The organism is Oleiagrimonas sp. MCCC 1A03011, assembly GCF_003267965.1.
GTDB classification, from domain to species: domain Bacteria; phylum Pseudomonadota; class Gammaproteobacteria; order Xanthomonadales; family Rhodanobacteraceae; genus Oleiagrimonas; species Oleiagrimonas citrea.
Window position 1 is genome coordinate 266,361 of sequence record NZ_MSPY01000001.1, and the last position, 14,332, is coordinate 280,692.

Annotated in this window: 17 protein-coding genes and 1 tRNA gene; 12 read left to right on the forward strand and 6 right to left on the reverse strand. The window is 66.3% G+C overall.

Translation table 11 applies throughout. From position 1 onward, the window contains the following. Positions 1-13 precede the first annotated feature (13 nt). Genes BTJ49_RS01280 through BTJ49_RS01290 form a run of 3 tightly spaced genes read left to right on the forward strand, consistent with a single transcriptional unit; the run spans position 14 to position 2,045 of the window. Positions 14-583: a nitroreductase gene (locus tag BTJ49_RS01280; protein ID WP_168184621.1), complete on the forward strand. Its 570-nt coding sequence runs from the start codon at positions 14-16 to the stop codon at positions 581-583. Further along, positions 571-1,497 carry a 5'-3' exonuclease H3TH domain-containing protein gene (locus BTJ49_RS01285; protein ID WP_168184653.1) on the forward strand — a complete coding sequence of 309 codons (927 nt, stop codon included), beginning with the start codon at positions 571-573 and terminating at the stop codon, positions 1,495-1,497. The genes BTJ49_RS01280 and BTJ49_RS01285 overlap by 13 nt, the downstream gene beginning before the upstream one ends. Next, entirely contained in the window at positions 1,494-2,045 is a 552-nt protein-coding gene (locus BTJ49_RS01290) for an NUDIX hydrolase (RefSeq protein ID WP_113063551.1), read from the forward strand. The genes BTJ49_RS01285 and BTJ49_RS01290 overlap by 4 nt, the downstream gene beginning before the upstream one ends. A gap of 15 nt (positions 2,046-2,060) precedes the next feature. On the opposite strand, the gene BTJ49_RS01295 is transcribed toward BTJ49_RS01290, so the two are convergent. The 6 genes from BTJ49_RS01295 to rsmD form a co-directional block, all read right to left on the reverse strand. Then, positions 2,061-3,074, reverse strand: coding sequence for a TMEM43 family protein (locus tag BTJ49_RS01295; protein ID WP_168184622.1), 1,014 nt, complete (start codon positions 3,072-3,074; stop codon positions 2,061-2,063). Positions 3,075-3,135: 61 nt separating this feature from the next. After that, the gene (locus BTJ49_RS01300; RefSeq protein ID WP_113063553.1) at positions 3,136-3,999 is read right to left on the reverse strand and encodes an MBL fold metallo-hydrolase; all 864 of its coding nucleotides are present in this window, start codon (positions 3,997-3,999) and stop codon (positions 3,136-3,138) included. Between the two features lie 60 nt (positions 4,000-4,059). Next, positions 4,060-4,317, reverse strand: a complete 258-nt coding sequence (locus tag BTJ49_RS01305; RefSeq protein WP_113063554.1) for a YfhL family 4Fe-4S dicluster ferredoxin — start codon at positions 4,315-4,317, stop codon at positions 4,060-4,062. Between the two features lie 69 nt (positions 4,318-4,386). Next, positions 4,387-4,893, reverse strand: a complete 507-nt coding sequence (locus BTJ49_RS01310) for a hypothetical protein (RefSeq protein WP_113063555.1) — start codon at positions 4,891-4,893, stop codon at positions 4,387-4,389. Positions 4,894-4,943: 50 nt separating this feature from the next. Then, on the reverse strand, positions 4,944-5,456 hold the full coding sequence (gene coaD / locus BTJ49_RS01315) for a pantetheine-phosphate adenylyltransferase (protein WP_113063556.1): 513 nt from the start codon (positions 5,454-5,456) through the stop codon (positions 4,944-4,946). Positions 5,457-5,537: 81 nt separating this feature from the next. Continuing rightward, the gene (gene rsmD / locus BTJ49_RS01320; RefSeq protein ID WP_113063557.1) at positions 5,538-6,125 is read right to left on the reverse strand and encodes a 16S rRNA (guanine(966)-N(2))-methyltransferase RsmD; all 588 of its coding nucleotides are present in this window, start codon (positions 6,123-6,125) and stop codon (positions 5,538-5,540) included. A gap of 79 nt (positions 6,126-6,204) precedes the next feature. On the opposite strand from rsmD, the gene ftsY reads away from it, so the two are divergent. The 9 genes from ftsY to BTJ49_RS01365 all read left to right on the forward strand — a co-directional run bounded on the left by ftsY (position 6,205) and on the right by BTJ49_RS01365 (position 14,260). Then, positions 6,205-7,320 (forward strand): signal recognition particle-docking protein FtsY, encoded by a 1,116-nt coding sequence (gene ftsY, locus BTJ49_RS01325; RefSeq protein ID WP_240601680.1) that lies wholly within the window; start codon positions 6,205-6,207, stop codon positions 7,318-7,320. A 3-nt stretch (positions 7,321-7,323) separates the two neighbouring features. Beyond that, positions 7,324-8,385, forward strand: a complete 1,062-nt coding sequence (locus BTJ49_RS01330) for an AsmA family protein (RefSeq protein ID WP_113063559.1) — start codon at positions 7,324-7,326, stop codon at positions 8,383-8,385. Beyond that, positions 8,382-9,428, forward strand: coding sequence for an A/G-specific adenine glycosylase (mutY, locus tag BTJ49_RS01335; protein WP_113063560.1), 1,047 nt, complete (start codon positions 8,382-8,384; stop codon positions 9,426-9,428). The genes BTJ49_RS01330 and mutY overlap by 4 nt, the downstream gene beginning before the upstream one ends. After that, positions 9,425-9,703: an oxidative damage protection protein gene (locus BTJ49_RS01340; RefSeq protein ID WP_113063561.1), complete on the forward strand. Its 279-nt coding sequence runs from the start codon at positions 9,425-9,427 to the stop codon at positions 9,701-9,703. Before mutY ends, BTJ49_RS01340 begins: the two co-directional genes overlap by 4 nt. A 93-nt stretch (positions 9,704-9,796) precedes the next feature. Continuing rightward, positions 9,797-9,872, forward strand: a tRNA-Phe gene (locus BTJ49_RS01345). A 287-nt stretch (positions 9,873-10,159) separates the two neighbouring features. Further along, on the forward strand, positions 10,160-10,702 hold the full coding sequence (locus BTJ49_RS01350) for a spore coat U domain-containing protein (protein ID WP_168184623.1): 543 nt from the start codon (positions 10,160-10,162) through the stop codon (positions 10,700-10,702). Between the two features lie 43 nt (positions 10,703-10,745). Then, positions 10,746-11,432, forward strand: a complete 687-nt coding sequence (locus tag BTJ49_RS01355; RefSeq protein WP_113063563.1) for a fimbria/pilus periplasmic chaperone — start codon at positions 10,746-10,748, stop codon at positions 11,430-11,432. A gap of 22 nt (positions 11,433-11,454) precedes the next feature. After that, positions 11,455-13,764, forward strand: coding sequence for a fimbria/pilus outer membrane usher protein (locus tag BTJ49_RS01360; RefSeq protein WP_240601712.1), 2,310 nt, complete (start codon positions 11,455-11,457; stop codon positions 13,762-13,764). Next, complete coding sequence (locus tag BTJ49_RS01365) at positions 13,751-14,260, forward strand: spore coat U domain-containing protein (protein WP_168184626.1); 510 nt, start codon at positions 13,751-13,753, stop codon at positions 14,258-14,260. The genes BTJ49_RS01360 and BTJ49_RS01365 overlap by 14 nt, the downstream gene beginning before the upstream one ends. The last annotated feature ends 72 nt before the right edge of the window (positions 14,261-14,332 follow it).

Below are 14,332 nucleotides of genomic sequence, written 5' to 3' on the forward strand. Positions count from 1 at the left end.
GAATCAACGATTCATGTCCGACGACGCCCTCCACGTTCTGCTGAACCGCTGCTCCGTGCCCTCGCGCCAGCTCGAAGCTCCCGGCCCCGACGCGAGTGAGCTGGAGCATCTGCTGACCGGCGCCATCCGCGTGCCCGATCACGGCAAGCTCGAACCCTGGCGGCTGGTCACGCTGCAGGGCGATGCGAAACTGGAGTTCGGCCGCCGTCTGGCACAGCGCGCCGTGGAACGGGACCCGGATCTGCCTCCTGCCAAGCGCGAGAAAGAAACGCTGCGCTATACCTTCGCCCCGCTCGTGGTCACGGTGATCGCCCGCATCCAGGAAGGCCGCATCCCCGAACAGGAACAACTGCTGTCGGCCGGTTGCGTCGCCTACAACCTGCTGCTGGGCGCACAGGCCATGGGCTACGGCGCGCAATGGCTGACCGGATGGGCCGCGTACGATCCCGAAGTCGCCGGCATCCTCGGGCTCGCCGCACACGAACGTGTGGTGGGTTTCGTGCACATCGGCACGCCGAAGCTGGACGTTCCTCAGCGCGACCGCCCCGACCTCACCGACATCGTCAGCGCCTGGACGCCGTGAACACCGCAGCCCGCCGCGCCGCTCCGGCCTACCTGATCGACGGCAGCCTGTATGTATTCCGCGCCTGGCATTCGATGCCGGATGACTTCGTCGACCGCGAAGGTCGACCGGTCAATGCCGTGCACGGCTACACGCGCTTCCTGTGCGACCTGATCGAACGCGAACGCCCCCTGCACCTGATGGTGGCCTTCGACGCCGCGTTGACCACGTCCTTCCGTAACACGCTCTATCCACCCTACAAGGCGAACCGCGAGTTGCCGCCACCCGACCTGGAGCGACAGTTCGAATTGTGCCGCGCCGTAACCGAGGCCATGGGCGTCACCGCACTGGCCCATCACAGCTACGAAGCCGACGACCTGATCGGCTCGATGCTGTGGACACTTCGGGCGCAGGGGCTGGACAGCATCATCGTCTCGGCGGACAAGGATTTCGGACAGCTCCTCGGCGAGCGCGACCGGCAATGGGATTTCGCGCGCAATCGCCGTTGGGGGCCGGAAGGCGTACAGGAAAAGCTCGGGGTGCAGCCGCACCAGGTCGCCGACTATCTGGCACTGACCGGCGATGCCGTGGACAACATCCCCGGCGTCCCGGGTGTCGGCGCCAAGACCGCCGCCGCGCTGCTGAGCCACTTCGGCGACCTGGAAAGTCTGCTCGAACGTGTCGACGAAGTACCCTACCTGCGTCTGCGCGGTGCCGCCGCCTGTGCGACACGATTGCGCGAACATGCCGAATCCGCACGCCTGTTCGCACGCATCACCCGCATCGCCCTGGATGCGCCCGTGCCCGAGACCGCGGCCGAACTGCATCGCGAACGCTGCGATGCGGAACGCCTGGATGAACTTTGCGACCAGCTGCGCTTCGGTCCGCTGACGCGCTCGCGCCTGAAGGCGCTGGATGGAGAACCGCACGCATGACTCGAACCGCCGAAGACACAACGGCGCAGACGCTGTATCACGGCCAGTGGCTGACCCTGCGAAAACGCGGCCGCTGGGAGTTCGTCGAGCGCAACAATCCAGGCGGCGCTGCGATCATCATTGCAGTGACAGACGAAGACAAAGTGCTGTTCGTCGAACAGTACCGCGAGCCCATCCAGCAGCAGACCATCGAGATGCCGGCCGGCCTGATCGGCGATCTGAAGGAACACGACGACGAAGACGCTTGCCTGGCGGCCCGACGTGAACTGGAAGAGGAAACCGGCTACGCGTGCGAACACGTGCACGTCATACACACCGGCCCTTCCTCGGCCGGCATGAGCACGGAAATGATGATCTTCGTGCGCGCCACCGGACTGCGCCGCACCGGACCGGGCGGCGGCGACGAGAGCGAACAGATCGTGGTCCACGAAGTGCCTCGACAAGAAGCCGGCGCATGGCTGCTTCGCATGAGCCGCAAGGGCTACTCCATCGACCCGAAGCTGTTCGCCGGGTTGTGGTTCCTCGAACACCCCGAAGCCTTCGGCTGAAGGCGTCGCCGGGATTCAGGCCGGCGACGACCGCTCGTACATCTGCCAGGCGGTCACACCGAGCGCCAGCACCGCGATGCCGAGCAGCACGCCGCCCAGGTCGGTGCGTTCGGTCACCCACATCACACCGCCCAGCCCGGAGGTCAGCGCCACACCCACGCCGAGCGCGGCCAGCGGCGCGCCTCGCCGGGACGGAGACATGCCGTGCAGCAGGACATACGCACCGACCGTGGCGACTACCAGCGAGAGCACGCGCCAGAGCCACGGCAGCCACGGCTGCGGCGGCATGTCCGGCTGCAGATCCATCACCTCGCGCTGTCCCACCTGCAATTCGAAGCCCGGGTTGTCCTCGACGCCCTCCGCCGGCACCAGAACGCCATCGCGATTACGCGCAATCACGGTCACCTCCTGCAACGGTGCACTGCGCCAGCTCACGCGCAGATCGCCGAGCTGGGGTGAGTTCGGATCCTCGCTGGTCATCAGCGTGTCGTTCACCACCCGGAAGCTGGCAGCCATGTTCGGGCGAAGCGTTCCGAAATCGGGCGCGTAGTCCGTGCGTCCCGGCATCGCAGCGACGATTGCTGGACTCAGCGTGAAACCACCCAGTCGCACTTCACCGGCCAGGTAGCGCGCGCCGCCGAACGGCAACGCGGAAGGATTCTCGTGTCGCGCGCGTTCCCTGAAGATGTTCGAATTGACCGGATGATCGACCCACTGCAACTCGTAGCTGGCGCTGCCACCGTAGTCGATCTCGCGCCACTGGAACATTTCGGTCACGCGCCACAGGATCGGCACGTCCGCGCGAATGCCGAACTGCTTGTCGACCGCCGGCTTGACCACGCGCGGCGTACCGGCGACCCGCACCATGTCGCTGTCATTGGCTGCTGTCGGACCGCTGCGCGTGGCATCGACCACGACGCCGCCGTGCCGCGCCGCGGCTGTGCGGTAGGTCATCACGCTGCTCTCGTTGCTGGCGAGCATGGCCATCGCCAGCAGCAGCAGCAGACTGCCGCCCAGCAGCTTCCACATGGCCGTTCCCCTTTCCTGCATCATCGAAGCGTCTGCCTGCCCGGAGCCTCCGGTCTTCCGATCACCATACCTCGCCGACCAGACGCTCGCGAGCGTCCGTGCACACAAAGCGGCCGCGCTCGTCACGATCCACGCTGGCCATGGCGCAAGCGTGGTCATGCGTGAAGTACAGACGCACGCCGCGTGCCAGCATGTCCTCGAGGAACGCACGCTTCTCGTCGATCACGCATTCCGGATAGCGGTCGTAGCCCATGCTGATCGGCACGTGCACCCAGGCTCGCCCCGGAATCAGATCGGCACAGAACACCAGCCCGCCGTTGTCCGCCACGACCTCGGCCAGCATCAGGCCTGGGGTGTGACCCTGCGAATAGTGGAAGCGCACGGACTCACCCAGGCACTTGGAATACTCTCCTTCGACGAGTTCCAGGCGTCCGCTCTGCTCAAGCAGTCCGGGCAGTTCGGGGATGAACGAGGCGCGATCGCGCGGATGCGGATGGCAGGCCCGCTTCCAGTGCTCGGCGCCGACCAGGAAGGTCGCGTTGGGAAACAGCAGCTCCGGCTCGTGGCCTTCCCGCCACGGCGCGAGCAGACCGCCGGCATGGTCGAAATGCAGGTGTGACAGAACCACCGCATCGATATCCTCGTGGCGGACCCCAGCCTCTTCCAGCGACTGCAGCAGCACGTGCTCGGACTCGACCACACCGTAGCGTTCACGAAGCTTCGGTTCGAAGAACGCGCCGATGCCCGTTTCGAAGAGCACGGTCCGCCCGTTCAGATCCTTCACCAGCAAACAGCGGCAGGCCAGCGGGATGCGATTGTGTTCATCCGCCTCGACCCAGCGCGTCCACAACGCCTTGGGCGCGTTGCCGAACATCGCGCCACCGTCGAGTTTCTGGGAATTGCCTTCGATCGACCAGAGCTGCATGAAAAGCCTCGAAAATTGCCGTGTGAACCACGAGGCCTGCAGCGGCGAGTCCGGATCGCGTCAGTCGTCGGACTTGCGCATCAGCGCCTCGTATTTGAGCTGCAACTGATCGGTCGTCTCGACGTGGTCGGGATCCTTGGGGATGCACTCGACCGGACAGACTTCGACGCACTGCGGCTCGTCGAAATGACCCACGCACTCCGTGCACAGGTCGGGATTGATCTGGTAGTACTCCTCGCCCAGCGAAATCGCATTGTTCGGACAGACCGGCTCGCACACATCGCAGTTGATGCAGGTGTCGAGGATTTTCAGTGCCATGGGATCTCGTCGGAGCGGATGCCGTCGGCGCCGCGGAGGCGAATCCGCCGCGGCGCCGGGGCATGGAACTTACATCTGCGCGAAACGGAAGGTCGCGCCGGTCGGCTTGATGACTTCGGCCACGCGCTGCTCGTCGGCCTGATCGCCGATGAACACCACGATGACCTTGTCCAGCGAACCCGCCTTGGTGTCCTGGAACGCGGAGATCATCAGATCAGCGGTCTTGGACGAGTCGGGACCGGCGAAAGCCATCAGATTGCCCGGCAGGACGCCACGGGCCAGCGTGTCGCTGACGTTGTCCAGCTGACGCTGACGCTCGGCGGTGTCGTTATCGTCATCGGAGGGCGACACGTAGTACACGTACGGACGATCGCCCGTCATGCCCTTCATGTTGTCGCCGCTCTGCAGCACCTGCACCAGATAGGCCTGCCACGCGGACTTGTTGCTCATGTCCGTCGGGCGGGTCAGCTTGGCTGCCTGCTGGGTCTGCTGCCCTTCATCGCTTTTCTTGCCACAGGCCGTCAGGCCCAGCGTACCGGCCAGGGCCAGCATTGCGATGATTGCCAGTTTGCGCATTGTCGTCACCTTGGATTGTCGAACACAGTGGGCAAGCATAGCGCGACTGTTCAGCTCGCGGTATGCCAACGCGCCCGCATGGCCTTCTGCACCGAAGGATGCACGAAGCCGCTCACATCGCCGCCCAACCGCGCGATCTCGCGCACCAGCGACGAGGAAATGAAGCTGTATTGCTCCGCGGGCGTCAGGAACAGGGTCTCGGCCTGCGGAATCAGATGGCGATTCATGCTCGCCAACTGGAACTCGTACTCAAAGTCCGACACCGCGCGCAGACCGCGCAGAATCACCCCCGCGCCGATTTCCTTCACGAAGTGCGCGAGCAGTGTGTCGAACCCGCGCACTTCGACATTGGGCAGGTCCGCCAGCGCCTCGCGCGCCAGCCCGATCCGCTCCTCCAGGTTGAAACTCGGCCCCTTGGTGTGGCTGTCGGCCACGGCCACCACGACACGATCGAACAGCGGCGCGGCACGCGCGACCAGATCGGCGTGGCCGTTGGTGATCGGATCGAAAGTACCCGGATACACGGCCACGCGGGCCGCGACGGGATCGGTTTTGGCAGTCATCGGATGCACCTTGCGGCGCGCGGCCGCGTTGGCGTGAGGTTGATCGACGGCGCGGCGCGGGCGGCTGCCGTACGGCTCTTTTCAGTCTAACGGATCGGCTGCAGCGCGGCGATAAAGCGCATGCCGCACCTGCCCGGCGCAACGCTCACGGTGCAATTGCCAATTCGCCGGCAGCGCGGGGATCTGCTCCACGGGGGACTCGACATGGATCAGCGCATTGCGGGCCAGCCAGCCTCCCGCCTCCAGCTGCCGCGCCGCATCGTCCCACAGCGCCTGTGCGAACGGCGGATCGAGGAACACGATGTCGAACGGCGAGGCCGTACCGCGCAGGTAATCGAAGGCATCGGCACCCCGCACGTCGCCCTTGTCCTGGTTCAACCGTTGCAGATTGGCCTGCAACGCCCGCGCGGCGGCGGCGTCGCGCTCGACGAACGTCACCGCACGCGCGCCGCGCGACAGCGCCTCCATGCCCAGCGCACCCGTGCCCGCGAACAGGTCCAGGCAACGCGCGCCGGCAATGAACGGCTGCAGCCAATTGAACAGGGTCTCGCGCACGCGGCCCGGCGTGGGCCGCAGACCCGGCGCATCCGCCACGCGCAGCACCGAGCCGCGCAGCGAACCGCCGATGATGCGCACCTGCCCGGCCGCAGCGCCTTTCGCACGCTTCATGCAGCGTCTCCTTGCCGGTGCGCGGCGCCGCCGCGCTCAGCTCTGGTGTGGGTTGCGGGTGATACCATGATGCCCTGAATTGTCCTCATTTCCGCGCCTCATGCTCAAGTTCTGGAAAAAGAAAAACGACCCCGCCGCCCCCAAGCGCGAGGCCGCACAAGACGATGTCGACGCCAATGCGCCGCAGAACGCCGATGCGCCTGCGGAATCTCTAGCGCCGGAACATGCGAGCGACGCGCCATCCGCCGCGCCGGAAGAAATCGCCGCGCCGGAGGAAAAAGCACCGCGCAGCTGGCGCGAGCGGCTCGGCGGCAGCGGCATCGCCCGCGGCCTGGGCGGTCTGTTCAAGCGCAACCCGCAACTCGACGATGCGCTGCTGGACGAACTCGAGACCATCCTCATCACGTCCGATGTCGGCGTCACCGCCAGCACGACGCTGGTCGAGTCGCTGCGCCAGCGCGTGCGCAAGCGCGAATTCGCCGACGCCGCAGCCCTGCGCAATGCGCTGCGCGAGGCGTTGATCGAACAGCTCCGCCCCGTGCAGCAGTCGCTCGACGTCACCACGCACACGCCGTTCGTGATGCTGGTAGTCGGCGTCAACGGCGTCGGCAAGACCACCACCATCGGCAAGCTCACCCACCATCATCTGGCCGCCGGCCGCAAGGTGATGCTGGCCGCCGGTGACACCTTCCGCGCCGCCGCCGTCGAGCAGCTCAAGACCTGGGGCGAACGCAACCAGGTGCCGGTCGTGGCGCAGGGCCAGGGCGCGGATTCGGCCAGCGTGATCTTCGATGCCCTGCAAGGCGCGCAGTCGCGAAAAGCCGACCTGCTGATCGCCGACACCGCCGGGCGTCTGCACACCCAGGGCGGTCTGATGGACGAACTCGGCAAGATCGCCCGCGTGCTGAAGAAGCTCGACGCCGATGCGCCGAATGAGGTGCTGATGGTGATCGACGGCACCACCGGCCAGAACGCCGTCAGCCAGGTGCGCCAGTTCCACCAGGCCATCGGCGTCACCGGCCTGGTCGTGACCAAGCTCGATGGCACCGCGCGCGGCGGCGTGGTCTTCGCGCTGGCGCGCGAATTCGGCCTGCCGATCCGTTACGTCGGTCTCGGCGAGGGCATCGCCGACCTGCGTCCCTTCGACGCCGAAGCCTACGTGGATGGCCTGCTGCCCGTGGAAACGGACGCCTGACGCATGTCGCGGCGCCTGCGCATCACCCTGCTCTCGGTCGCCGGCGTCGCGCTGGCGCTGGTGCTGGCGGCGCTGGTACTCACCTACGTGATGCTGCGCCCGGCACGCTTCACCGAAACGCTGCGCAGCGCGGCTCGCAATGCCGGCCTCGAACTGACCCTCACCGCGCCCGCGCGCCCCACGCTGTGGCCGCGTCCGGGCGTCCAGTTGCAGGGACTGCAGGTCTTCGCCAAGAACCAGGCCGACCCGATCCTGATCGCCGATCACGGCCAGATCGTGGTGCCCTGGCGCGCCCTGTTCGGCGGCCCCACCGCCATCAACAAGCTGGAACTGGATTCGCCACGCCTGGATCTGGACCAACTGCAGTATGCCCTGAACGAGCTGCCGACCAAGAGCACCGGCCAGCCGAGTCTGCCCAGCATCGACGCAGGCGTTTCCATCCGCAACGGCACCCTGGTGCGCGACAACAGCGTGCTGCTGCAGGACGTCAGCCTGCAGACCGGCGCACTGTCCTCGGGGCGCACCTTTTCGCTGAATGCCTCGGGGCAATCGGCGTCGGGCAAGAATCTTCGCCTGACGCTGATGTTCACCCCACTCGAGACGGCGCGGGGCGCCATCGAACTGAAAGATCTGAAGCTGAGTGGATATGGCGGAAAGGATTCGCGCATCCAGCTCGCCGGCAACGCAACGTGGCTCGGCGGACCGAAGCTGGCCATCGCGCTGCATGGCGAGATGGCCGTCAAGGGCAGCGATAGCTACCGCATCGATGTCGGCTCCGATACTCCCGACGCCCGCCTCGGCGGCCGCCTGCACGTGAAACTCGAAGGGCCTAAGACATCGGCCGACCTGCACCTTTCGCCGCTGGAGCTGGCCGCGTGGTGGAAGCGCATCGCCGGCGACCATGCGCCGGGTCCGCTTCCGCCGCCGCCGATCGATGGCACCGTCGATGCCGATGCGCTGACGTTCGGTGACGTGCAGATCAAGGGACTCAAGCTGCGCTCCGGTTCGGCCCTCCCGGCCGCCGCGAGCAGCGCGGCGCAAGCTGAGCAGAACGAAGTCAAGTGACGCCGCTCGCCGAACCCCTCCTGGCCTGGTTCGACCGCCACGGCCGCCACGACCTGCCCTGGCAGCACCCGCGCAGCGCCTATCGTGTGTGGCTGTCGGAGATCATGCTGCAGCAGACCCGCGTGGAAACGGTCATCGACTATTTCCAGCGCTTCGTCACGCAACTGCCGACACTGGCGGATCTGGCGCGCGCGGACGAGGACGAGGTGCTCGCCCTGTGGTCGGGACTGGGCTACTACCGCCGCGCGCGCTTCCTGCATCGTGCCGCGCTTCAATGCATGCGTGAGCACGATGGCGAACTGCCGCGCGATTTCGATGCGCTGGCCGCCCTCCCCGGCATCGGCCGTTCCACCGCAGGCGCCATCCTGGCGCAGGCGCACGGGCTGCGTTTCCCGATCCTCGACGGCAACGTGAAACGCGTGCTCACCCGCCTGCACGGCATCCATGGCCATCCCGGCCAGCGCGTCGTGGAGAAGCAGCTCTGGACGCTGGCCGAGCAACACACGCCGCACGAGCGGCTGGCCGACTACACCCAGGCCATCATGGATCTCGGCGCCACCCTGTGCACACGCAACCGCCCGCGCTGCAACGACTGTCCGCTGCAGTCACGCTGTGTCGCGCATGCCGAAGACCTGACCGACGCACTGCCAACGCCGAAGCCTTCTCGCGCCATCCCGACTCGACAAACGTTCATGCTGCTGCTGCGGGATCATGAGCAGCGCGTACTGCTGCAACGCCGCGGCCCCGAAGGCGTGTGGTCCGGTCTGTGGAGTCTGCCTGAAGCCGAGAACGAGACCGACGCCCAGCAGAAAGCGAAGCGGCTCGCCGAAGTCGGCGACGCGCAGACGCTGACGGCGTTCATCCATGTCTTCAGCCACTATCGCCTGGAAATCCGGCCGCTGCTGTTCGAGGCCGCGACAGCGACCAGACGAATCGCCGATAATGACGACCTTCGCTGGTGCGATCCCGCGCAGATCCAGACCCTCGGTCTGCCCGCACCTGTACGCAAACTCTTGAACGACACCTGGGAGTCCGACGCATGACACGCACCGTGCACTGCGCCAAGCTCGACATCGACGCCGAAGGGCTGGATTTCGCCCCCTGGCCCGGCCCACTGGGCAAGCGCGTCTATGAACAGATCTCGCGCCAGGCCTGGCAGCAGTGGATGGCGCACCAGACCATGCTCATCAACGAATACCGCCTGAATCCGCTCGACCCGGAAGCACGCAAGTTCCTGGAAACGCAGATGAAGAGCTTCCTGTTCGACGAGGGCGAAGTCGCCCGACCGGAGGGCTACGTGCCGCCCGAAGCGGACTGATTCGCACGCATGGCTTGACGCGGCACCACGCAATCGATTTAATACGCGGCTTCGCGCAGTGCCCAACGCAGCATTGACGCGAGTCCAAAATCAGGCCGGGTAGCTCAGTTGGTAGAGCAGGGGATTGAAAATCCCCGTGTCGGCGGTTCGATTCCGTCCCCGGCCACCATGATTCGACGACCTGCCCCTCGGCAGGTCGTTTTTTTTGCCCTCTTTTCGATCAGATCGCGCGCACTCGCACGCGGTTCGGTCACGGGTCGCCTTCGTCTGACCGGCCCTGCATGCTGACCGCGATCGGCACGATGCGATCCACCGCGACGCGGCCTCGCTCGGCGGAATATTGACAATCGCTCCCGCCGACCTATGCTGAACGCAGGATGCCCTGAAATTTTCAAACGTGTTCAGTGCCTTGAAGCACCGGACGACGAAAGTTGGCCAAAGTTCGGGAGGAACGCCATGGCTAGCGATGTTCAGGCAAGAAGCCGGTCGACCCGGCATGCATGGAAGAAATGGGGACTGACCGCGACAACTTCGGCTCTGGTGCTGATATGCGGCACGGCCAATGCGGCGTCGACATCGACCACCTTCACGGTCAGTGCAACCGTACTCGCCAGCTGCACGATCTCCGCCACCGATCTCGATTTCGGCAACTACGATCCCGGATCAGCCTCGTCCGACGACGCAACGAGTACGGTGTCCGTGCAATGTTCGAACGGCACGTCGTTCGCCGTTGCACTCGATGCCGGCACGACGGCTGGCTCGACGCTGACCGACCGCAACATGTCCGACGGCGGCAGCTCCACGCTCAACTACCAGCTCTACACCGACGGCACGCACACGGTCGTATGGGGTGACGGTTCCGGTTCGACGCTGACCAATACGGGCACGGGCACCGGTACCAGCACACAGGACTTCACGGTCTTCGGAAGCATTCCGACGGGACAGTTCGTGACCAGCGGAAGCTACACGGACACCGTGACCGCCACCGTGACCTACTGAGTCGACGGTCGTGTCCCGCATCCTCCGTCGCATCCTGGGCGGCATGCTGTCTGTTGCATTCGCGGCGACCGCTCCCGTCCATGCCGGCTCACTGGCCGTCGCGCCGACGAGTCTTCGATTGCCCGCCAACGGCGGCACCGCAGTTATGTACGCGTTCAATCGCGGCGATCACCCGGTGATCGTGCAGGTCGAAGGCTATGTCTGGAGCCAGCACGACAATGCGGACCACCTCGCCAGCACGGACCGGCTGCAGCGCAGTCCGCCCATGGCGCGCATCGCACCCGGGCAGAAGCAGACTATTCGCGTGCGCGTGCCACCCTCCGCGGCGAAGCGCGAACGCACGTTCCGTCTCCTCGTCAGCGAGCTGCCCGACCCTAACAATGAACGCGCCAACAGCGTGCGCGTGCTGCTGCAGTTCAGCGTGCCGGTGTTCGTCGCGTCCGGCAAAGACAGTCACCCTGCACTGACATGGCGCGCGCGCCGGGAAGCCGACGGCATCCGCCTGTCCGTGCGCAACGACGGATCGGGCTACGCGAAACTCGTCAATCTTGTGACCGTCTCCCCCAATGGCAAACGCACGCCCGTACTCTCAAAATCGTTGAAATACGTCCTTTCCGGCGCCGAACGCAGCTGGATGCTCCCCGCGACCACGAGCCGCAAGCTGGTCATCGAGGGCAAGGAACTGCACGGCGATACCGCGCTGCACGTCACCGTCGCCGTAAGACAGTGACATCACGATGCGCCGGTTGAGCATGCAGACCGCCATGTTCGCGTGCGTGATGCTTGCCGGGCTGCCTGCCGCGTACGGGTCGCATCCGGCAACTCCTTTCGAACTCGACAATCGGGATCTGTTGCTGCAGGTCTGGATCAACGACCGCAACAGCCGGCTCGACGCCGCCGTCACCCAGCGCCACGGCATGATCTGGATCGACCGCGCCACGCTGGCCGCCGCCGGACTCCGCTTCCGATCCGACGACCCGGCCGGCGACCGGGTCAGCCTGCAACGCCTGCCCGGCGTCCGCGCGCGCATCGACGAGGCCGGACAACGCCTGCTGATTCACGCCGATGCCGAGCGTCTGTCCCTGCAGCACATTCATGTCGACCCGCGGCCTGCTGTGCAACCCGACCCGACAGGCACGGGACTGATGCTCAACTACGACGTCTCGGCCAGCGCCGGCGAAGCCTATGGCGGCCCCACCGGTGGCGCGACACTGGCCGCCACATTGTTCCATCCAGGATGGCGCCTGAACTCGTCGGGCTTCGGTCTATTCGGCCAGAGCACGAATCGCGCTGTGCGCCTGGATTCCTCGCTCGTCATGGACCGCCCCGGCACCCTGCGGCAGTGGGTGATCGGCGACGCCGTCTCCGGCGGGCTACGCTGGTCGCGTCCGTTCCGCTTCGCCGGTCTGCACGTGGGCACCGACTATGCCCTGCAGCCGCGGATGCGCACGTTTCCCCTGCCCGCCTTTATCGGTTCCACCACGGTTCCCTCAAGTCTTGACATCTACGTCAATGCCGCGCGAGTGCTGGACCGCAACATCGCGAGCGGCCCGTATCGGATCGACGACATCCCGGTGAACACGGGGCGCAATGTCGCCACCCTTGTGGTCCGCGATCTGCTCGGTCGCGAACAGACCCAGACTCTGCCGTTCTACGCCTCCGACCGACTGCTCCGGCCCGGACTCAGCGACTATGCGTTCGACGCAGGTTTTCTCCGCCGCCGATATGGACTGCGCAGCTTCGACTATGGAGCCCCCGCCGCTGCCGCGACCTTTCGTCATGGCATGAACCGGAACGTCACGCTTATGTCGCACGCCGAGGCCAGCCGCGACACGACCCTGCTCGGCGGCGGCGCAGCCTTCGCGATCCAGCCGCTGGGCGTGCTGGAAATCGACGCCGCCGGCAGCACGAATCACGGACGCCGCGGCAGCCTGCTGTCCTTCGCGGCCAGCGGTCAGGCGTCCCGCATGACCGTATTCGCCCGCCTCGACCTGGCATCACGGCATTACGCCGACGTCGGCGCGCAGTACGACATCGCGCCGCCGCGCAGACGCGCCCAACTGGGCGTTAGCACGGCACTCGGCCTGCGCGGCAATCTCGTCGCATCCTGGATTGATGTCGACCAGCGCATCTACCGCACGCAACTGATGTCGCTGACCTACACGCGCTCGTTCGGCGGCGGCGCCTACCTCGGCATCGGCTCGCTGTACGACCGCACCACCGATAACTGGCAGGGACAGATCTCGATCACCGTCCCTCTCGGCGAAAGCAACCTCTCCACCTTCGGCCGGCGCGACCGGCGCGGTAGCAACGCAGCCGGCGCGGCGCTGACCCGGTCGGCCAACCCCGACGGAGGCTTCGGATACCGCCTGGATGCCTACACCGGCGACAACGCAATCCGCGAAGGCCAGGTCACCTGGGTGGGACAACACGGCGTCACCCACGCGGGCGCGATCTCGATCGACGGCCGCAGCGCAGGCCGTCTCGGCGCCTCCGGCGCGCTGGTACTGATGGACGGAAGCGCCTACGCGACGCGGCGCACTGGCGACGCCTTCGCGCTGGTCGACGCCGGCGCACCCGGCGTGCCGATCTACCGCGAACATCGCGAGATCGCCGTGACCGGCGCCGACGGCAAGGCGCTGGTCACCGATCTGAGCGCCTACTCCGTCAATCACCTCTCCATCGATCCGACCGACTACCCGATGGGCGTGCTCGTCGAACATCCCGAACGCGATGTGGTGCCGCAGCGCGACAGCGGCATGCAGGTCGACCTGGCGCCGAGGAAGGCAAGCCCGCTGCTGTTGACGCTCGAACTGGAGGATGGCCGCTACCCGCCGCTCGGCGCTGTCGTCGCCATCGAGGGGCGCGAGGACTTGCTCGTAGTCGGACGGCACGGCCAGGTGTTTCTGGATGATGCGCCCGCACCGTTTTCCGGCACAGTTCGCCACGGCGCGCTGCAATGTCGCTTCCACGTCACGCCGCCTCGGGTGCGCAGCGACGGCCGCATTCCCGCCGAAGGACCGATTCCCTGCCTGCGGAGTGTTTCCCGTGACGGACCATGATCTGCACCGACATCCGGGGCGCTGGTTCGCCCTGCTGGCGCTGGCATGCCTCGCCTTCGCGCCCGGCCGTGCGCACGCTGCGCTGTGCGGCACGGTACTCACCCCGATCTCGGCCTCCGCCACCGCGGTGAATTTCGGCAACTACGATCCCGGCGGCGGCTCGGCCGTGCAGGCCAGCGGCACCATCACGGTGCGCTGCAGCCTGCTGATCGACGTGCTGCCCTCGTTCACGGTCAGCCTGTCGCGCGGACAATCGACCACATACTTCCCCCGGACCATGCTCTCGGGCGCGCATGCACTGTCCTACAACCTCTACACCAGTTCGGCGCTGGCCACGGTCTGGGGCGACGGCAGCGGTGGGACCAGCACAGTCACCAACAGCGGCGTGCTGCAGGTCGGTTCGCTGAATCTGACCGTGTACGGCGCCATTCCCACCGGCCAGTACGTCAATCCGGGCAGCTATGCCGACAGTATCACCGTCACCGTGACGTACTGATCGCTCCAAAAAAAAAGACCCGCCTCGAACGAGACGGGTCCTCGATCACTCGATTACGACCCCGCCGACACG